This is a genomic window from Streptomyces sp. AgN23 (genome assembly GCF_001598115.1).
Lineage (GTDB): Bacteria > Actinomycetota > Actinomycetes > Streptomycetales > Streptomycetaceae > Streptomyces > Streptomyces antimycoticus.
Map to the genome: position 1 here is coordinate 10,539,702 of NZ_CP007153.1, position 16,588 is coordinate 10,556,289.

A 16,588-nucleotide genomic window follows, 5' to 3' on the forward strand; every position below is an offset into this window, starting at 1 on the left:
ATCACCATCTTGACAGGTGACTCCTGTCGGGCGCAAGAAGCGTCACCGTTTCAGGCAGTGCTCCCTCGCGAGAGTGCCCTCACCTCCTGGTTCCAGACGGAGTTCGCGGCCCTGCCACCGTCGCCGCAGCCAGCGGTCGTGGCTCGCCACGACGATCGCGCCGGGGCCCGCACCCAGTGCGGCCTCCAGTTCGTCGCACAGGCGCGGGGAGAGGTGGTTCGTCGGCTCGTCGAGCAGCAGCAGCTGGGGTGGGCGGGCCACCAGGAGGGCCAGTGCCAGGCGTCGGCGCTGCCCCACGGACAGCTGCCCGACCGGTTTGGCCAGGTCCGCCTCGTGCAGGAGACCGAGCGAGCTCAGCGGCACCCTCTCGGCTCGCGCCGGGCCCAGCGACAGCTCGTATGTGTCGCGGACCGTGCGGTCGGGCCGCTCGAAGACGGTGTCCTGGGTGAGCAGCCCCACCGTCAGCCTGCGTCGCCGGTGCACCGCGCCCTCGGCCGGGAGATGTCCGGCGAGCACGGCGAGCAGCGTCGACTTGCCCGCCCCGTTGCCGCCGGTGATCAGCAGCCGGTCCGTGGCCGCCACCTCGAGACCGTTCAGTGCGAGCCGGCCGGGTACCCGCACGTCGTGCAGGGACACCAGGGGCCGCGGCCCCTCCTCGGTGTGCGCGGCCAGTTCCCCGGCCGCGAACCGCAGGGGGCGCGGTGGCTCGGTGACCTGGGTGCGCTCCAGTTCCTCCAGCCGCCGGGTGGCATTGCGGACCCGCCGTGAGATCTGGTTCTGCACCCGCCCGGCCCGGTGGCCATACCCCATCTTCTCGTTGTCGGTACGGCCCCGGTCCGGCGCAACGCGGTGTGCGGTCACCCCCGCCGACCGGCGTACCTCCTCCAGTTCCTCCTGCTCCTCGGCGTACCGCCGCTCCCAGCGCTCCCGCTCGGCGCGCTTCTCCGACAGGTAGGCGCTGTAATTGCCGCCGTAGCGGACCGGGCCGTCCGCCGCCGGGTCGAGGTCGATCAGGTCGGTGCAGACGGCGTCGAGGAACGCCCGGTCGTGGCTGGCGATCACCACGGTTCCGGGCAGGCCGCGGATCTGCTCCTCCAGGAAGGCGGCGGCGCCGTCGTCGAGGTGGTTGGTCGGCTCGTCCAGCAACAGCGCCGACGGACGCCGTACGAGCAGCGCGGCCAGGGCCAGCCGACCGCGCTGTCCGCCGGAGAGCGAACCGAGCGTGCGGTCGTGCCCGAGCGGGCCGAGGCCCAGACCGTCCAGGACCAGGGCGGCGCGGCGGTCGGCGTCCCAGGACTTTCGGTCCTGGGCCTGTTCGAGGCGCCTGCCGTAGGTGTCGAGGAGTTCCTGGTGGCCGGGGTCGTCTTCCGGGACGCGGGCGAGCTCCGCGCCGAGCCGTTCGAGCTCGGTGAGGTCCTCGCGGGCTTCGCGCAGCGCCTCGTCGAGCACCGCGTCGATGGTGGAGTCGGCGGCGTACGGCATCTCCTGGTGGAGGTAGCCGAGGTCGGCCGGGCGGGTGACGCTTCCCGCGTCGGGTTCGTCGACACCGGCGAGTACGCGCAGGAGGGTGGACTTTCCGACGCCGTTCTCCCCGATCAGGCCGATGCGGTGGCCGGGGGAGGCGGTCAGGGAGACGCCGTCGAGGACGCGTCGGCCGCCAAGGTTGCGGACGAGGTCGTGGGCGAGGAGGGCGGGCTGGGGCATGGGGAACCGTCCAACGTGATCGGTGGTCGGCCCGCCGGGCACGGGGCCTCGGACGCGGGCCACGTCACACGTCGGCGGCTCACACCGCGGGAGCTCCCGTCTCCTTGAGTGTGCCGTCGGCCAGCCACAGCCAGCGGTTCACGCCGATCTCGGCGAGGAACCGCTCGTCGTGGCTGACCACCATGAAGGCGCCCTGGTAGGAGTTGAGCGCGCCCTCCAGTTGGCCCGCGCTGACCAGGTCGAGGTTGTTGGTCGGCTCGTCGAGCAGCAGCAGATGCGGGGCCGGCTCGGCGCACAGCACGCAGGCCAGGGTGGCGCGCAGCCGTTCGCCGCCGGAGAGCACCCGGGCGGGCAGGTGTGCCCGCGGGCCCCGGAAGAGGAAGCGGGCGAGCAGGTTCATCCGCTCCGCCTCGGGCCGCTCGGGGGCGAACGCGGCGAAGTTCTCCGCGACGGTGCGCTCCAGGTCCAGCAGGTCCAGGCGCTGCGAGAGGTAGGCGATGCGGCCGTTGCGCTTGATCTCCCCGCTGTCCAGGGCGAGTTCGCCGGTGATCAGACGCATCAGGGTGGTCTTGCCGGCGCCGTTGGGCCCGGTCAGCGCGATGCGTTCGGGGCCGCGGACGGTCAGGTCGACGCCGCCCGCGGTGAACACGTCCTTGTCCCCGAGGCGGACCTGCATGCCCTCGCCGAGGAAGAGGTTGCGCCCGGCGGGCACCTGGGTGTCGGGCAGGTCCAGAGTGAGGCGCTGCTCGTCGCGCAGAGCGCGTCCGGCCTCGTCGAGGCGGGCCTTGGCCTCGCTGACCCGGGAGGCGTGCATCGTGCCGGACTTGCCCGCGGCCTCCTGCGCGCCCCGCTTCATGTTGCCCGCGAAGATCTTGGGTAGACCGGCGTTCTTGAGGTTCTTGGCGGCGTTGTTCGCGCGGCGCTCGGCGCGCTCGCGGGCCTGCTGCATCTCCCGCTTCTCCCGCTTGAGTTCCTGCTCGGCGTTGCGGACGTTCTTCTCGGCGACCTCCTGCTCGGCGCGCACGGCCTCCTCGTACTCGGTGAAGTTGCCGCCGTACAGGCGCAGTTCGTCGCTGCCCAGCTCGGCGATGCGCTCCATGCGGTCAAGCAGGGCGCGATCGTGGCTGACCAGGAGGAGCGTGCCCTTGAAGTCCGACAGCACGTCGTAGAGCTTGTGCCGGGCCTCCACGTCGAGGTTGTTGGTCGGCTCGTCGAGCAGCAGTACGTCGGGGCGCTTGAGGAGCTGGGCGGCGAGGCCGAGCGAGACGACCTGGCCGCCGCTGAGCGTGCTCAGGCTGCGGTCCAGGGCGAGGTCGGCCAGGCCCAGGCGGCCGAGCTGGGCGTGGGTGCGCTCCTCGATGTCCCAGTCGTCGCCGATGGCGGTGAAGTGCTCCTCGCCGACGTCGCCGGACTCGACGGCGTCCAGGGCGCGGATCACCTCGTCGACCCCGAGCACCTCGGCGACCGTGAGATCGCCGGTCAGGGGGAGGCTCTGCGGGAGGTAGCCCACGGTGCCGCCGACGGACACCGCGCCGGTGGCGGGCTTGAGTTCGCCGGCGATCAGTTTGAGCAGGGTGCTCTTGCCGGATCCGTTGGGGGCGACCAGGCCCGTACGGCCGGGGTTCACGGTGAAGGACAGGTCGTGGAAGACCGGGGTGTCGTCGGGCCAGGCGAAGGAGAGGTTCGAGCAGACGATGGCGGCGTCGGACATGGAGGCGACCTCGAGCGGCTTGAGGGCAGAGATCAGACTTCTGCCCTGGGCAGACGTGGGAAAAGGGGTACGACGAGACGGACCACCTCGGCAGCGCTCCTGAGCGCCGGCCGGTGGCCGTCAGATCCGGATCTCACCCGGAGATGTCGTCTTCACCCACCACGTCTGTGACTCCTCGATACACGGTCAACGTCACCTCACAGCCTAGCAGCCGTCGATTCATACGTTTGTTGTTGACAGCTCCGACACCCCCATGCCAGCATCGTCACCAGTTAAACCGGTGACGATGTCGCGCAAGGCTCGGCAGAGTTCACACGTGTCCGAAGGAGCACACCATGGCGGAAAAGCCGAAGCCGAGGTCCGGGGGCGCCCCGGTGGGCCGGCGGGCGATGCTGGGCATGCTCGGCGCGGGTACGGCGGGGCTTGCTGCCGCGCCGTATCTCCAGCGCGGCTGGGAGAACTTCCTGGCCGCCGCCTCCGAGGTCGATGCCACGGGCCTGACCGGTCTGCTGCCCAATCCGGGCGGCTTCCGGTACTACAGCGTCGTCGGCTCGGTGCCGCACAAGAACGAGTCGAACTACGAACTCACGGTCGGCGGGCTGGTGCAGAAGCCGAAGACCTACACGCTCGCCGACCTGCGTGCGATGCCGCAGACGCGGGTCGTCCACGACGTCGTGTGCACCGACGGCTGGCGCGTCGAGAAGACGCCTTTCGACGGCGTGAAGCTGGCCGACATCCTCGATGACGCCGGGGTGCGTTCTCCGGGGGCGGCGATCCGGTTCACCTGCTTCGACGGCGCCTACACCGAGAGCCTCACCCTGGAACAGGCGCGCCGCTCCGACGTCCTGGTGGCGCTGAACATGCAGGACAAGCCCATCAGCCACGACCACGGCGGCCCGGTCCGCCTCTACGTGGCCCCCATGTACTTCTACAAGTCGGCCAAGTGGCTGTCCGGTATCTCGGTCACCGACAAGGTCGTCCCCGGCTACTGGGAGGAGCGAGGTTATGCGGTCGACGGCTGGCTCGACGGCGCCGACCGGCACAGCGCCTGACCCCTCCGAGAGGGTCCGCCGCTTCAGCACCGCCGAGCGCATGGTCCACCGGGCCACCGGCTTGCTGATGCTGGTGTGCCTGGTCTCCGCCGCCTGTCTGTATCTCGGGCCGCTGGCCCTGCTCGTCGGACGGCGGCATCTGATGGTCACGGTCCACCAGTGGTCCGGTATCTCGCTGCCCCTGCCCTTCCTGCTGGGGCTGTTGTCTCCCAGCTTCCGGGCGGACCTGCGCCGGCTGAACCGCTTCGCGGTGTACGACCGGCAGTGGCTGCGCGCCGTCCGCAGGCGCCGGAAGTCACCCGAGGCGCGCCCGGCCGGCAAGTTCAACGCGGGCCAGAAGCTCTACGCCGGCTGGATCGCCGGCGCCGTGCTGGTGATGATGTTCACCGGCCTGCTGATGTGGTTCATGGGCCTGCTGCCTTTCATCTCCCGCACCAGTGCGATCTTCGTCCACGACATCCTGGCCTGGGCGATCACCATCGTCGTGCTCGGACACATGCGCAAGGCGTTCGAGGATCCCGAGGCGCGGCTGGGGATGCGCACGGGGTACGTCAGCCGGTCGTGGGCTCAGCGGTACTACTCGCGGTGGCTTGGGGAAGAAGACCGGCCCGGCGTCGAATGACCTAACGCGTCCTTCATACGGCCCGACCGCTTGCGCTGGGGGCGGACCGTCAACTGACTGTTGTCGGGATGTGCGGCGCATCGCCAGAGTGAGCCATGCACATGTGAGCCATGCATAAGTGAGCCACGTACATGTGTCGCCGTGCTGAAGCGCACACCTACTTCTTGGATGGACAATCGATGAGACGACTTCTCACTGTTCTCGCGGCCGGTGTGCCGCTGGCCGCGGCGGTGTACCTGCCGACCGCCTCGGCGGAGACACAGAACTCCGCGTCCACGCCGCTCAGTTGCAGGACGGTCTCGGTGAAGGCCCCGGCCGGCACCGAAGTGGAGTCCGTGACGGCGGTCCGCCGGCCAGGCGGCACCATCACCGGTACCGGCATCCTGCAGGGGACGGTCACCGGCGTCCCGGCCTTCTGCGAGGTGACGGTCACCCTCACCCACCCGGGCGACAACGACCATGCCAAGGTGCAGACCTGGCTGCCCGTCAGCGGCTGGAACGGCCGCTTCCAGGCGCTCGGCGGCGCCGCCTACGGCGCCGGGGACAACGGCGCCGGCCTGGCCACCGCAGTCAAGAGCGGCTACGTGGCGACCACCACGGACGCCGGCCTCGGTGACGTTCTCGACACCAGCTGGGCGCTGGACAGCAAGGGCCAGATCAACACCGCCCTGCTGGAGAACCTCGCCTCCCGCTCCCAGCACGAGGCGGCCGTCGTCGGCAAGCAGGTCGTCGCCTCGGCCTACGCCAAGCGCGCCTCGTACTCCTACTTCACCGGCTGCTCCACCGGCGGCCGCCAGGGCTACGCGGAGGCCCAGCGCTACCCCGGCGACTACGACGGCATCCTCGCCGACGCTCCCGCGATCAACTGGGCGAAGTACGAGGTCGCCACCCTGTGGCCGCAGGTGGTCATGAACAACGAGAAGACCTACCCGACCGGCTGCGAGCTGGGCGCCTTCACCGACGCCGCCGTCAAGGCCTGTGACTCCCTCGACGGCGTCAAGGACGGCCTGGTCAACGACGCGTCCCGCTGCGACTTCGCCCCGCGTCGGCTGATCGGCACCAAGGTCGTGTGCGACGGCAAGGAACTGACCATCACCGCGGCCGACGCGGCTGTGGTCCGCAAGATCTGGGACGGCCCGCGCACCGCCTCCGGCAAGAAGCTGTGGTCCGGCGTCCCGGTCGGGGCCGACCTGATGGGTTTGGCGGGGACCGAGGTGGCGCCCGACGGCACCGTCAAGGGCAAGCCCTTCCCGGTACCCGCGCTCTGGGTCCAGCTCTGGCTGAAGAAGGACCCGTCCTTCGACATCTCGACGATCACCTACAGCCAGTTCACGCAGCTGTTCAAGCAGTCCGAGGCCGAGTACGGCAAGGTCATCGGCACCGACGATCCCGACCTGTCCGCCTTCCGCGAGTCCGGCGGCAAGCTGCTGACCTGGCACGGCCAGGCCGACGAGTTCATCCCCACCCAGGGCACCGTCGAGTACCGCGAGCGGGTCGAGCGGGAGCTGGGCAGCTCCAAGAAGGTCGACGACTTCTACCGCCTCTTCCTCGCCCCGGGCACCAACCACTGCGGCCTCAACGGCACTGACGGTTCGGCCGACGGCCTCGCCGCCCTCACCGCCTGGGTCGAACACGGCAAGGCGCCCAAGACGCTGCCCGCCACGCTGATCAACGCCGACGGTCAGCAGGTCGACCGGAACCTGTGCAGCTACCCGCAGGTGTCCCGCTACAAGGGCTACGGCGACCCGGCGCTCGCCTCCAGCTTCCGCTGCGTCTCCCCGACCCGGCACTGACCTGACCGCCGACCACCCGACGACTTGAGAAGGGCCGAACCATCATGAGCACGCAGACGGCGACACCCACCGCCCCGGCGGCCACGGGCGAACGCTCCTCCCTGCTGAGGCTGTACCTGGGCCGCGGCGTCCTGGCCGTGGCGTGGGCGCTGGCGTTCGCCGGTGCCCATGAGGACCTCAACGCCCTGGCGATCACGTTGCTGGTCGTCTACCCGCTGATCGACGCGGTGTCCTCAGTGATCGACTACCGTGCTCTGCCCGACGGCTCGGAGCGCCAAGTCACCGCGTTCAACGGGCTGCTGAGCACGCTCGCCGCGATCGCCCTCGCTCTCGCGGGCGCCGGTGGCGTCGCGCCCGTGCTCCATGTCTTCGGTGCCTGGGCTGTCATCTCCGGGGCGGCCCAGGTGATCGTCGGACTCCGGCGGCGCGGGCCCGAGCTGGGCAAGCAGTGGCCGATGCTGATCGCGGGCGGGCTGTCATTCCTCGTCGGCATCTTCTACAACATCCAGGCCGCGGGCGACAATCCCTCGCTCGACGTGCTGTCGGTCTACGCCACGGGCGGCGGGGTGTTCTTCATCGCGCAGGCCGCCCTGCTGGGCTGGAAGTCCCGCCAGCTGCGCACCCGGACCGTCTAACCTTCTCGTACACCGCACAACGCATTTCGACCCGCGGCTCCCTGGAGCCGCGGGTCGAAACATGTCCGGACTCCCGGTGATCACAAGGACAGGTGAGTCACAAGGACAGGCCGAACTCCTCCGCCAGGAGCGCGTACGAACGCTCACGTGTCCCGAAGTCGTGGATCAGCGTGGTGAGCATCAACTCGTCCGTGCCGGTGTGCTTCTGCAGATCCGTCAGGCCGGTCCGGACGGTGCCGGGCGTACCGTAAACGACGCCGCCCAGCCATCCGTCGACGAATTCCTGCTCCCGTGGCGTGTACGGGTACTGCTCCGCGGAGTCCGCGGCCGGTACGGCGGACTGCTCACCCCGCCGCACGCGCATCATCATTTCAAGGTACACGTGTGCGGGGGCACGGAAGGTTCACGGGTGGCGGTAGCCGGGCAGGCGCGGCCATGGCTGGCGGCAGAGCCGGGCGAATGCGGGCGGGCACAATGGACCGGTGAAGCCCGTGGAGACGAGTCCGAGCCCTACCGAATCCGGCGCACCCCCGCGCCGGGCCGGCGCCCGTCGCAACCACGAGCGCGTCTTCGCGGCGGCGCTCGAGGTCTTCCAGGAGTCCGGCCTGCAGAGGGCACCGCGCCGCAGATCGCCGAACGGGCCGCGGTGGGCAAGGCCCGGCCGCCGGGTGGCGATCGCGATGGCCGGTGCGCCTCCCACCGGGGATGACTGTCATGTGGTCCTCACCTTCATGGTCACGGCAGCGGGAAACACGCTCCCCGCCGTCGACGAGGGCACATGTGCTGTGCCGAAGTCGGCCCCAGCCACATACGTATCTGCGGAGCGGAGTCTACCGCCGCCGTCGAGCGTGCGGCCCGGACGTGTGCGCGTGACACATGTGTCAGCCAGAGCCGGGACGGGGCCTCCGCTACGGCCGCACCGGGCCCGTATGCTCATGTCCATGAGTGCTGCGCAGCCCGGCCGTCGCCGCGATGCCGTGGCGACCCGTGAGGCGATCCTCGCCGCCGCGGTCGTCGAGTTCACCGAGCATGGATACGCGAAGGCCGGAGTCCGGCAGATCGCCGAACGGGCTGGCGTGACGGCGATGATGATCAATCGCTATTTCGGGTCCAAGAAGGACCTCTTCGCCGAGACCGTGGACCGTTCCTTCGGACCGCCGACCATCGTCGGCGACGAACCCCGCGGACTGACGCGTGCCATGGCGCACACGCTCGCCGAGCGCACTGCCTCCGACGCCGAGCGCCTGGATCCGTTCCTGCTGATGCTCCGCTCGGCATCGGACCCGGAGGCCGTGGACATCGTGCGGCGGGGCATCGAGACGCATGTCGGCACACGTCTCGCGGGACTGCTCGGCGGTCCTGAGGCGGAGGTGCGGGCCCAGCTCGGGCTCGCCCTGGCCGCCGGGACCTGGCTGCTGCGCGCGGTGCTCGGCACGAACGCACTCGCCACGGCCGACACCGACCGCCTCGCCGAGCTGCTGGCCGACATGCTCGAACCCATCACCTGGGAGACCGGCGCCGACGACCCCGCCGGTGCCGCTGGACAGCGATAGCCGGAACGCTCACCGCCACCGTCCGGCTCGCTCAGAAGGCGGAGCGGATGAGACCGCCGTCCACGCGGATCGTCGCCCCGCTGACGTACTGGGCGTAGCCGCTGCACAGGTAGGCCACCGCCGCCGCGATCTCGTTCGGCTCGCCGAAGCGTTCCTGGTCGTTCGGGATCAGGGCCTCGACGGCGTTGCGGTGGATCTCCTCCCAGGTCTCGCCCCACCCGCGGGCGGGCCCGATCCCCATGACGAGGTCCTTCGTCGCCTCGACGAGGACCGCTCCGGGCGAGACCACGTTCGAGGTGACACCGGTGCCCCTGAGCTCTCGGGCCAGTGAGACGGCGAGATTGTGCCGGGCGGCCAGAGTGGCGTTGTACTGCGGGTGGGTGTTCATCGGCTGGGAGGCGAGCCCGCCGCCGATGGTGACGACCCGGCCCCAGCCGCGTTCGCGCATGGCGGGGACCAGATGCTGGATCATGCGAACGCCGGAGACGACGTTGATGTTGTAGGTGTCGTTCCACTCAGCGGGAGTCGCCTCGGTCCACGACAGATGCCGGTAGAAGCCGGCGTTGTTGACGAGGATGTCGATGGGGCCGTCCGCGGTCGCCGCCCGGGCGACCTCGGCGCCGCCGTCATCGGTGGCCAGGTCGCCCAGCACGGTGGTGACCCTCCCTCCGGCCGCGCGGATCTCGCCGGCCACCTTCTCCGTACGGTCCTTGTCCCTCCCGTGGACCACGACCGCGGCGCCCTCCGCCGCCAGCAGCTTCGCCGTGGCCTCGCCCAGTCCCGCGTTGGAGCCGGTGACCAGGGCGCGCTTGTTGGTGAGTTCGAGGTTCATGTGCCTGCTCTGCCTTCCTGGGATCTCCGGCGCGCTGTGACCGCGCACGGAGGCTGTCACGGATAAGTATACAGTCGTAGACTTGGCGGGGCCGGCGAGCCTCCCGCCGGGAGGGACCGCGAGACATCTCTGGCGCCGTTAGGCACACATATCTGCACGGTTGTGACCGGGGGGAGTCGGCGGGTGAATCGCGGTGTTCGTCACGTGTGAGTGGCGGGTCGCGTCGGCGCGCCCCGAGCCACCCCGTCTTCCCTCACGGAGAGGCACACCCACACCATGAACGCCGTGACAGGAACACTCGTGGACATCGCCACCGCGGACGGCATCGCCGACGCCTATCTCGCCCACCGGGACGACGGAAGGGCACACCCGGGTGTGCTCATGTGCCAGGACGCGTTCGGGGTGCGGCCGCATCTGATGGCGCTGGCCGACCGGCTGGCGGCCTCCGGGTACACGGTGCTCGTCCCGAACGTCTTCTACCGGCACGGGCGCACTCCGGTCGTGGAGCTGCCCGAATTCATCGACATGGAGGCCCGCCCGGACATTGTGGGGAATGTGGTCCCGCTCATGGAGGCGCTCACGCCCGAGCTGACGGAGCGCGACGCCGGTGCCTACCCGGGGTGGCTCGCGGAGTCGCCGCTGGTCGCGGACGGGCCGGTGGGGATCACGGGGTACTGCATGGGAGCCAGGCTCGCGCTGTACACGGCCGGCACCCGTCCCGCCGCCCGGCATCTCTCCTTCGGCCACGGCATCCACCACTGCCTAGGCGCCCCGGCTGGCCCGCCTGGAGGCCCGCGTCGCCCTGCATACCCTGCTCACCCGCGTCGCGCACCTGGGACTGGCGGTCCCCGCCGACTCCCGCGACTGGTTCCCGGCCGGCATGGTGTGCGGCGTGCTGTCGCTGCCGGTTCGTTACCGCCTCGGGTGAGGCCCGCTGTGTTCCACAGCACACACGCATCAATGCGTCACCGCCTTGACGGGTGACGCGGCGGGAGTGCAGGCTGACAGTGGTCCCGCCGTCCGACGGGGTCCGTCCACGATCGACGAAGTGGAGGCTGGTCATGAACCAGGAGGCCACGATGGACACCGCCGCGGCGGCACGGCACGCGCGCTTCGGCAAGCTGCCCGAGCGCATCCGGTACGAGGACATGACCGAGGTGGTGCCGCCCGCGCCGAGCGGCGCGGCGAACACCTCGCCCGAGGACGTGGCCGCGTATCGCACCTTCTCGTGCCTGGCCCTCGACCTGGGGCTGTAGGTCATGAACATGTACGACCACCCCCGCTTCCCGGGCCGCCTGGGCAAGGAGCGGGAGGCTCTCGATGAGCTTCTCCGCCGGGTGAACTGCAACGACCGGCGGGAGCAGGACCGGGAGCCGGACCTCGAGACGGAGGAGTACACCAGGGAGAGCCACCGCCTGGCGGCCGTCACGTTCCTCAGCGCTCTGCTGTGACAGCCGCGTCGGCGGTGAGGGACAGGGCGAGCGGGGCGGTCGCCGTGTAGTCGTCCGCCGGTTCGACCGTCTGCCAGGCGGCTACGTCGTCGACGTAGCCGGCGCCGTGCCCGTCGAAGTCGGACCACCGGTGTCCGGACGGCGCGGCGCTGCACGCGCGCATGCTGTCGAGCCGGGCCAGGCCGTCCAGCAGGCCCGCCTTGTTGGGGCCGTTGACCACGGCGCCCCGCAGGATGTCGCCCCGCTCGGAGTGGCTCATCGCGAGGTTGGCCACCTGGTGCTGCGGGCAGCGCGGGTACGTCTCGCCCGCGCCGACGACGAAGCTGCTGCCCCAGGCGTTGGCGCCGAAGACCCAGGCGCGCTGCCGGGAGGCGAAGGCGTCGTAGCGGTGGTCACCCGTGGCACGTGTGCAGAGCCCGGCGGTGGCCACCAGCCCGAAGGCGCGCGAACTCGGTGGGGACGACACCCGAGCCGAACGGGCCATGCGCGGCCTGCCGGGTCCCCTGCGTGAACTGCCGCCTGAAGTCCGCTTCGAGCGAGGCCCGCGTGACCTCGTCCAGTCCGGGCGAGGACAGCAGATCCGGGTGGAACAACTGGTGACCGCGGTGACGAAGCGGTTCTTCCAGCAGGCGACCGAGCAGATCGAGATCACCGTGGTCGCCGTGGCCGATCCGAGACAGCGCATCCCGGCCTACCTGTCGGGGCCGGAACGACCCGGAGCTGCCGACGGTCGCCCGGCCCGAGGACGCCGCCCGCTTCGTCGACGAGCGGATCGTGGAAGGCGCGGACCGCCAGGGCCACGTCCAGCAGGATCTTCCCCGGATCATGCACCGCCCGAGGAGGCCGCCACGATGCGAGCGCCGCCGAATCGCGGTGTCCAGGCCGCTCTTGCGGACCATCTCGACCATGAGCACCCCTCCGGCCTGGGAGACTACCGCCCTCGATGCCGACACGTGGATAGGACCCGTATCCGACGGGGCCGGAGCCTATGACGATGACCTCGCGGACCTCGCCTGCGGTGGTGGGCTCGGTCACGGAGCTCACGCCTCCTGCTTGGCGTCAATCTCGGCGATCAGCGCCTGGATGCGGGTCTTGATCTCGTCGCGGATCGGGCGGACGGCTTCGACGCCCTTGCCCGCGGGGTCTTCCAGGGCCCAGTCGAGGTACTTCTTGCCGGGGAAGATGGGGCAGGCGTCGCCGCAGCCCATGGTGATGACGTAGTCGGACGCCTGGACGGCCTCGGTGGTCAGGATCTTCGGCTTGGCGTCGGCGATGTCGATGCCGACTTCCTTCATGGCCTCGACGGCGGCCGGGTTGACCTGGTCGCCCGGGATGGAACCGGCGGAGCGGACCTCGATCCGGTCGCCCGCGAGGTGGGAGAGGAATCCGGCGGCCATCTGTGAGCGGCCGGCGTTGTGGCTGCAGACGAACAGCACGCGCGGGAGGCCGCTGCTGGGTGCGCCTTCGACGCCGGGCGAGCGCGTCGAGGCGCTCGGTGGCCAGATGCTCGGCCAGCACCACCAGATGAGTGCGGACCGGGCGTGCTCAACGAGACGCTCGTACGAGTCGCTGACCGCGCGCTGGATGGTCTCCGGCTCTTGTAGTCGGCGGTGATCTTCTCGATCACCTTGCGGACGTCTGCCGGGGAGTACCAGCGGTGGGGGTTGCCACCTGGCCTGACGCCGACCAGGTCACCGACCTTCAGCCCGGTGCGGTCGTTGCCCGGGTTGGCCGACAGCAACTTGTCGGCCCAGGGGTCGTAGCCGATGCCGTTGACGATCGTGTACGGGCGGTGGCGACGGCGCGTCCGTCGGCGGCGGTCGGCTCGTAGTCGTGCGGGTCGGTGGCGGGGTTGTCGATGATGCTCTTGACGTGCACGTGGCTCCCGTCGAGCTGCTGGGCGATGCTGCCCCAGAAGTTCTCCGCTGCCACGACCGGGATCACCTTGCCGGAGACTGTCTTGCCTCGGGCGGATTCATCGGCGGTGTCCGAGGAAGCGGTGGAACAGGCGCCGGCGCCGACAAGCACGGCTACGACGGCGACACCCCCGGCGAGGGCGCGGGGGCGGCGGGCTATGGCAGATCTCATCACACGGTCTCCTCGGTGCTGGGCGAACACCGGCAACGCTAGATGAAAATGGTTTCCAAAACGACGCGAGAGACTCCGAGATGAAAACCATTGCCAGAACTTGACTCGGACACCGGCTCTCACGAGGTGACGGCCGGGTACCCATCTCCCCTTCATCGGTGGCGAGTTGACAGGAAGGTCACGCCTCGGAGAGTCTCGTCTAGCGAACATGACATTCACATTCACCTGGAGGTGATGCACGGCCATGCGCATCGCGTTCGTCGGCAAGGGCGGAAGCGGGAAGACCACCCTCTCCGGCCTCTTCGCCCTGCATCTGGTCCGTTCCGGCGCCCCGGTCGTCGCCATCGACGCCGACATCAATCAGCATCTGGGGACCGCCCTGGGGCTGGACGAGGACGAGCTGTGCGAGGCCGTCCCGCTCAGCACCCGCCTCACCGAGATCAAGGAGTACCTGCGCGGCGACAACCCCCGCATCCCCTCCGCCGAGGTCATGGTCAAGACCACCCCGCCGGGAAGCGGCTCCCGTCTGCTGCGCCTGCTCGGCACCGATCCGGTGCACACCCGCCACATCCGGGAAGTCGCCGGAGTCGGGCTGATGACCACCGGCGTCTTCGCCGAGGAGGACCTCGGCGTGGCGTGCTATCACTCAAAGCTCGGCGCCGTCGAGCTGTACCTGAACCATCTGGTGGACGACCCCGGGGAGTACGTCGTCGTTGACATGACCGCCGGGGCCGACTCCTTCGCCTCCGGGCTCTTCACCCGCTTCGACATGACCTTCCTGGTCGCCGAACCCACCCGCAAGGGCGTATCCGTTTACCGCCAGTACAAAGACCACGCCACCGAGTTCGGCGTGCCCCTGGCCGTGGTCGGCAACAAGGTGACCGGCGAGGACGACCGGCTCTTCCTCAAGGAGCACATCGGCGACGACCTGCTGGCCTGCTTCGGCCACTCCGACTGGGTCCGTGCCCGTGAACAAGGCCGTCACACCGGCGACCTCGAGTCCGAACACCGCCTTGCGCTCGATGAGCTGCGGACCGCCGTGGACTCCCGCACCAAGGACTGGGAGACCTTCCAACGGCAGGCGGTCGAGTTCCACCTGCGCAACGCTCACGCCTGGGCGAACCGCTCCACCGGCCAGGACCTGAGCACCCAGGTCGACCCGGACTTCCGGCACGGGCCAACCGCACTGCCCGGGAATCACGCACCAGAGGCCCACGCCGGGACCGTCGGCTGAACACCACGCTTCATCGCCCGCAACCGACCGATTGGACACCGATCCGCCATGTCGCTCAACGTCGCACCGGAACTCCTCGCCCAGGCCGAGCAGGGCGAGATCCCTGAGCAGGACTTCGTCGCCACCGTCCGGGAATCGCTGCCGTACGCCTACGACCTCATCGCCACTCTGACGGGCACGCTCCGCGAGGGCGACGCCGAATTCGCCGACAACCAGACGCCGCCCCCGTCCGAGGCCGAGCGTGGCCAACTGCTGCGCGCTCTTGCCAGCGACGCCATCCGCGGCAGCCTGGAACGCCACTTCGGCGTCACCCTGGCCTTCATGAACTGCCACCGGGTGGCCGTCTTCCGCCCGGGCACCGAGGAAGGTCCGACCTACGCGAGGTTCACCTCCACGCGATCCCAGATCCTCAACCAGTCCCCCGAGTTCCGCGACTGCTGACCAGCTGTTGGGAAACCGGTACTGAGTATCTGCTCCATTCGGGTGATGTGCCGTATCGCTGCCTGGCCGGCTGGCACTGTATGTGGGAACCGTGTGTGGATGGGCGCCCGCCCCGGTGCCGGAGAGTGGCGCCTCCGGTCCGGGCCGAGCTTAGAGCCTTCTCCCTGGGCAGGTTCAGAAGCCGTGGCCGAAGTTCAAGTCGGTTCTATGGCCGGTCGCGCTTCTCTTCGACGGTAAACGCATCGCGGGTGCCGGACAGCCGCAGGATGCGGGCGAGGAAGCACGGGACGGCGCAGAGCCGCAGCTCGACGTGAGCGGCTTGAGCGGTGCGGGCGGCGGCCAGGAGCGCGCTCAGCCCCGTGCAGTCGCAGAACGTCAGTTCACCGAGGTCGATGACCACGACACGGTTATCGCCGACGGCCCTCTGGAGTGCCTGGCGCACCTCGCCGGCGGTGACAAGGTCAAGCTCGCCCGACACCGCGACCCGGCAGCTGTCGGGTCCGGTGGCCTCCCGGTCCACCCTGATCGTCTCGTGCACCAGCGCGCCCCCTTGGCGCGAGGCAGCCCCAAGGGTCTAAGAACTCCTAACAAAATGATCTTTAAGGTGGTTGGATCACTCCGGGACCGTGATCCGGGGGTGCTGGGTGGCTCGGCCGAAGCAGTGGGAAGTCGACGACGAGCTGTGGGCGGTGATCGAGCCGCTGCTGCCCAAGGTCGAACGTCGGATGCGGCACCCCGGCCGCAAACGGCATCCAGACCGCTTGGTGTTCCAGGGCATCCTGTTCGTCCTGCACACCGGGATCGCCTGGGAACACCTGCCGCAAGAACTCGGCTTCGGCTCGGGCATGACTTGCTGGCGCCGCCTGGCCGAGTGGACCGAAGCCGATGTCTGGCCCCGGCTGCACGAGGTCCTCCTCGCCAAGCTCCGCACTGCGAACGCCCTGGACTTCTCCCGCGCTGCCGTCGACGGCTCCCACATCCGCGCGTTAAAGGGGGTTCCAAGACTGGACGAAGCCCCGTCGACCGGGGCAGGACGGGCAGTAAACACCACCTGATCACCGACGCCACCGGCATCCCCCTCGCCGTCACCCTGACCGGGGGCAACCGCAACGACGTCACTCAGCTCATCCCGCTCCTCCAAGCCGTGCCGTCCGTGCGCGGCAAGCGCGGTCGGCCCAGGCGCCGCCCAGACGTGGTGCTGGCCGACCGCGGATACGACCACGACAAGTACCGCCGGCTGGTCCGGGACCTCGGCGTGAAACCGCTGATAGCCCGCCGCGGCATCGATCACGGTTCCGGACTCGGCACCCAACGCTGGGTCGTGGAGCGCGCGTTCGCTCACCTGCACTGGTTCCGTCGCCTGCGGATCCGCTGGGAGATCCGCGACGACATCCATGAAGCCTTCCTCACCCTCGCATGCGCGCTCATCTGCTGGAGGCGCTTGAAATCAGCGCGATAGGAGTCCCTAGAAC

At 69.7% G+C, this 16,588-nt stretch carries 19 protein-coding genes and 1 pseudogene; 11 read left to right on the forward strand and 9 right to left on the reverse strand.

Annotated elements, in window-relative coordinates; translation table 11 throughout:
- Positions 1 to 42 precede the first annotated feature (42 nt).
- Both AS97_RS45065 and abc-f read right to left on the reverse strand, forming a co-directional pair.
- On the reverse strand, positions 43 to 1,704 hold the full coding sequence (locus AS97_RS45065) for an ABC-F family ATP-binding cassette domain-containing protein (RefSeq protein ID WP_210566955.1): 1,662 nt from the start codon (positions 1,702 to 1,704) through the stop codon (positions 43 to 45).
- Positions 1,705 to 1,783: 79 nt separating this feature from the next.
- Entirely contained in the window at positions 1,784 to 3,415 is a 1,632-nt protein-coding gene (abc-f, locus tag AS97_RS45070) for a ribosomal protection-like ABC-F family protein (protein ID WP_210566956.1), read from the reverse strand.
- A gap of 335 nt (positions 3,416 to 3,750) precedes the next feature.
- On the opposite strand from abc-f, the gene AS97_RS45075 reads away from it, so the two are divergent.
- The 4 genes from AS97_RS45075 to AS97_RS45090 all read left to right on the forward strand — a co-directional run bounded on the left by AS97_RS45075 (position 3,751) and on the right by AS97_RS45090 (position 7,517).
- A complete protein-coding gene (locus AS97_RS45075) occupies positions 3,751 to 4,467 on the forward strand; it encodes a molybdopterin-dependent oxidoreductase (RefSeq protein WP_185929786.1) in 717 nt (238 codons plus the stop codon).
- Positions 4,421 to 5,089, forward strand: coding sequence for a cytochrome b/b6 domain-containing protein (locus AS97_RS45080; RefSeq protein WP_079059684.1), 669 nt, complete (start codon positions 4,421 to 4,423; stop codon positions 5,087 to 5,089). Before AS97_RS45075 ends, AS97_RS45080 begins: the two co-directional genes overlap by 47 nt.
- A 179-nt stretch (positions 5,090 to 5,268) precedes the next feature.
- Positions 5,269 to 6,882 (forward strand): tannase/feruloyl esterase family alpha/beta hydrolase, encoded by a 1,614-nt coding sequence (locus AS97_RS45085; RefSeq protein ID WP_125757136.1) that lies wholly within the window; start codon positions 5,269 to 5,271, stop codon positions 6,880 to 6,882.
- 44 nt (positions 6,883 to 6,926) lie between these two features.
- Complete coding sequence (locus AS97_RS45090) at positions 6,927 to 7,517, forward strand: DUF308 domain-containing protein (protein WP_059147303.1); 591 nt, start codon at positions 6,927 to 6,929, stop codon at positions 7,515 to 7,517.
- 97 nt (positions 7,518 to 7,614) lie between these two features.
- On the opposite strand, the gene AS97_RS45095 is transcribed toward AS97_RS45090, so the two are convergent.
- On the reverse strand, positions 7,615 to 7,875 hold the full coding sequence (locus tag AS97_RS45095; protein ID WP_125757132.1) for a hypothetical protein: 261 nt from the start codon (positions 7,873 to 7,875) through the stop codon (positions 7,615 to 7,617).
- 583 nt (positions 7,876 to 8,458) lie between these two features.
- Between AS97_RS45095 and AS97_RS45100 the strand changes: the two genes are divergently transcribed.
- Positions 8,459 to 9,070, forward strand: a complete 612-nt coding sequence (locus AS97_RS45100; RefSeq protein ID WP_228052410.1) for a TetR/AcrR family transcriptional regulator — start codon at positions 8,459 to 8,461, stop codon at positions 9,068 to 9,070.
- A 31-nt stretch (positions 9,071 to 9,101) separates the two neighbouring features.
- Here AS97_RS45100 and AS97_RS45105 read toward each other — a convergent pair whose 3' ends face one another.
- Complete coding sequence (locus AS97_RS45105; protein WP_210566957.1) at positions 9,102 to 9,902, reverse strand: SDR family NAD(P)-dependent oxidoreductase; 801 nt, start codon at positions 9,900 to 9,902, stop codon at positions 9,102 to 9,104.
- Positions 9,903 to 10,178: 276 nt separating this feature from the next.
- Here AS97_RS45105 and AS97_RS45110 point away from each other — a divergent pair, with 276 nt between their 5' ends.
- The 3 genes from AS97_RS45110 (at position 10,179) to AS97_RS45120 (ending at position 11,353) form a co-directional block, all read left to right on the forward strand.
- The gene (locus AS97_RS45110; protein ID WP_210566958.1) at positions 10,179 to 10,886 is read left to right on the forward strand and encodes a dienelactone hydrolase family protein; all 708 of its coding nucleotides are present in this window, start codon (positions 10,179 to 10,181) and stop codon (positions 10,884 to 10,886) included.
- A 77-nt stretch (positions 10,887 to 10,963) separates the two neighbouring features.
- The gene (locus AS97_RS45115) at positions 10,964 to 11,158 is read left to right on the forward strand and encodes a hypothetical protein (RefSeq protein WP_059147300.1); all 195 of its coding nucleotides are present in this window, start codon (positions 10,964 to 10,966) and stop codon (positions 11,156 to 11,158) included.
- 3 nt (positions 11,159 to 11,161) lie between these two features.
- Positions 11,162 to 11,353 carry a hypothetical protein gene (locus tag AS97_RS45120; protein ID WP_143670191.1) on the forward strand — a complete coding sequence of 64 codons (192 nt, stop codon included), beginning with the start codon at positions 11,162 to 11,164 and terminating at the stop codon, positions 11,351 to 11,353.
- Here the strand turns inward: AS97_RS45120 and AS97_RS48280 are convergent.
- The 4 genes and pseudogenes from AS97_RS48280 to AS97_RS45140 all read right to left on the reverse strand — a co-directional run bounded on the left by AS97_RS48280 (position 11,337) and on the right by AS97_RS45140 (position 13,441).
- Entirely contained in the window at positions 11,337 to 11,837 is a 501-nt protein-coding gene (locus tag AS97_RS48280; RefSeq protein ID WP_247204713.1) for a glycoside hydrolase family 9 protein, read from the reverse strand. The two genes, AS97_RS45120 and AS97_RS48280, sit on opposite strands and share 17 nt — an antisense overlap.
- A 302-nt stretch (positions 11,838 to 12,139) precedes the next feature.
- Positions 12,140 to 12,343, reverse strand: a pseudogene (locus AS97_RS45130) (hypothetical protein); the annotation flags it as partial.
- A 50-nt stretch (positions 12,344 to 12,393) separates the two neighbouring features.
- Positions 12,394 to 12,750, reverse strand: a complete 357-nt coding sequence (locus tag AS97_RS45135; protein ID WP_247204882.1) for an arsenate reductase ArsC — start codon at positions 12,748 to 12,750, stop codon at positions 12,394 to 12,396.
- Positions 12,751 to 13,054: 304 nt separating this feature from the next.
- Entirely contained in the window at positions 13,055 to 13,441 is a 387-nt protein-coding gene (locus AS97_RS45140) for a zinc ABC transporter substrate-binding protein (RefSeq protein WP_247204714.1), read from the reverse strand.
- Positions 13,442 to 13,685: 244 nt separating this feature from the next.
- Here AS97_RS45140 and AS97_RS45145 point away from each other — a divergent pair, with 244 nt between their 5' ends.
- Together AS97_RS45145 and AS97_RS45150 are read left to right on the forward strand one after the other, a co-directional pair.
- Positions 13,686 to 14,675, forward strand: a complete 990-nt coding sequence (locus tag AS97_RS45145) for an ATP-binding protein (protein WP_086706713.1) — start codon at positions 13,686 to 13,688, stop codon at positions 14,673 to 14,675.
- Positions 14,676 to 14,723: 48 nt separating this feature from the next.
- A complete protein-coding gene (locus AS97_RS45150; RefSeq protein ID WP_059147295.1) occupies positions 14,724 to 15,116 on the forward strand; it encodes an SCO5389 family protein in 393 nt (130 codons plus the stop codon).
- Between the two features lie 205 nt (positions 15,117 to 15,321).
- Here the strand turns inward: AS97_RS45150 and AS97_RS45155 are convergent, their stop codons facing one another.
- Positions 15,322 to 15,654 carry an STAS domain-containing protein gene (locus AS97_RS45155; protein ID WP_197049207.1) on the reverse strand — a complete coding sequence of 111 codons (333 nt, stop codon included), beginning with the start codon at positions 15,652 to 15,654 and terminating at the stop codon, positions 15,322 to 15,324.
- Between the two features lie 106 nt (positions 15,655 to 15,760).
- On the opposite strand from AS97_RS45155, the gene AS97_RS45160 reads away from it, so the two are divergent.
- Positions 15,761 to 16,575 (forward strand): IS5 family transposase gene (locus AS97_RS45160; protein ID WP_210564151.1). Its coding sequence is split into 2 segments (ribosomal slippage): positions 15,761 to 16,106 and positions 16,106 to 16,575, totalling 816 coding nucleotides; the frame shifts between segments, so codons are not numbered across the junction.
- Positions 16,576 to 16,588 lie beyond the last annotated feature (13 nt).

Bases quoted from the DNA above. Each gene is read 5' to 3' on its own strand.
- AS97_RS45065 (WP_210566955.1), bottom strand. From the start codon at position 1,704: ATGCCCCAGCCCGCCCTCCTCGCCCACGACCTCGTCCGCAACCTTGGC.
- abc-f (WP_210566956.1), bottom strand. From the start codon at position 3,415: ATGTCCGACGCCGCCATCGTCTGCTCGAACCTCTCCTTCGCCTGGCCC.
- AS97_RS45075 (WP_185929786.1), top strand. From the start codon at position 3,751: ATGGCGGAAAAGCCGAAGCCGAGGTCCGGGGGCGCCCCGGTGGGCCGG.
- AS97_RS45080 (WP_079059684.1), top strand. From the start codon at position 4,421: ATGCGGTCGACGGCTGGCTCGACGGCGCCGACCGGCACAGCGCCTGAC.
- AS97_RS45085 (WP_125757136.1), top strand. From the start codon at position 5,269: ATGAGACGACTTCTCACTGTTCTCGCGGCCGGTGTGCCGCTGGCCGCG.
- AS97_RS45090 (WP_059147303.1), top strand. From the start codon at position 6,927: ATGAGCACGCAGACGGCGACACCCACCGCCCCGGCGGCCACGGGCGAA.
- AS97_RS45100 (WP_228052410.1), top strand. From the start codon at position 8,459: ATGAGTGCTGCGCAGCCCGGCCGTCGCCGCGATGCCGTGGCGACCCGT.
- AS97_RS45105 (WP_210566957.1), bottom strand. From the start codon at position 9,902: ATGAACCTCGAACTCACCAACAAGCGCGCCCTGGTCACCGGCTCCAAC.
- AS97_RS45110 (WP_210566958.1), top strand. From the start codon at position 10,179: ATGAACGCCGTGACAGGAACACTCGTGGACATCGCCACCGCGGACGGC.
- AS97_RS45115 (WP_059147300.1), top strand. From the start codon at position 10,964: ATGAACCAGGAGGCCACGATGGACACCGCCGCGGCGGCACGGCACGCG.
- AS97_RS45120 (WP_143670191.1), top strand. From the start codon at position 11,162: ATGAACATGTACGACCACCCCCGCTTCCCGGGCCGCCTGGGCAAGGAG.
- AS97_RS48280 (WP_247204713.1), bottom strand. From the start codon at position 11,837: ATGGCCCGTTCGGCTCGGGTGTCGTCCCCACCGAGTTCGCGCGCCTTC.
- AS97_RS45135 (WP_247204882.1), bottom strand. From the start codon at position 12,750: ATGGCCGCCGGATTCCTCTCCCACCTCGCGGGCGACCGGATCGAGGTC.
- AS97_RS45140 (WP_247204714.1), bottom strand. From the start codon at position 13,441: ATGAGATCTGCCATAGCCCGCCGCCCCCGCGCCCTCGCCGGGGGTGTC.
- AS97_RS45145 (WP_086706713.1), top strand. From the start codon at position 13,686: ATGCGCATCGCGTTCGTCGGCAAGGGCGGAAGCGGGAAGACCACCCTC.
- AS97_RS45150 (WP_059147295.1), top strand. From the start codon at position 14,724: ATGTCGCTCAACGTCGCACCGGAACTCCTCGCCCAGGCCGAGCAGGGC.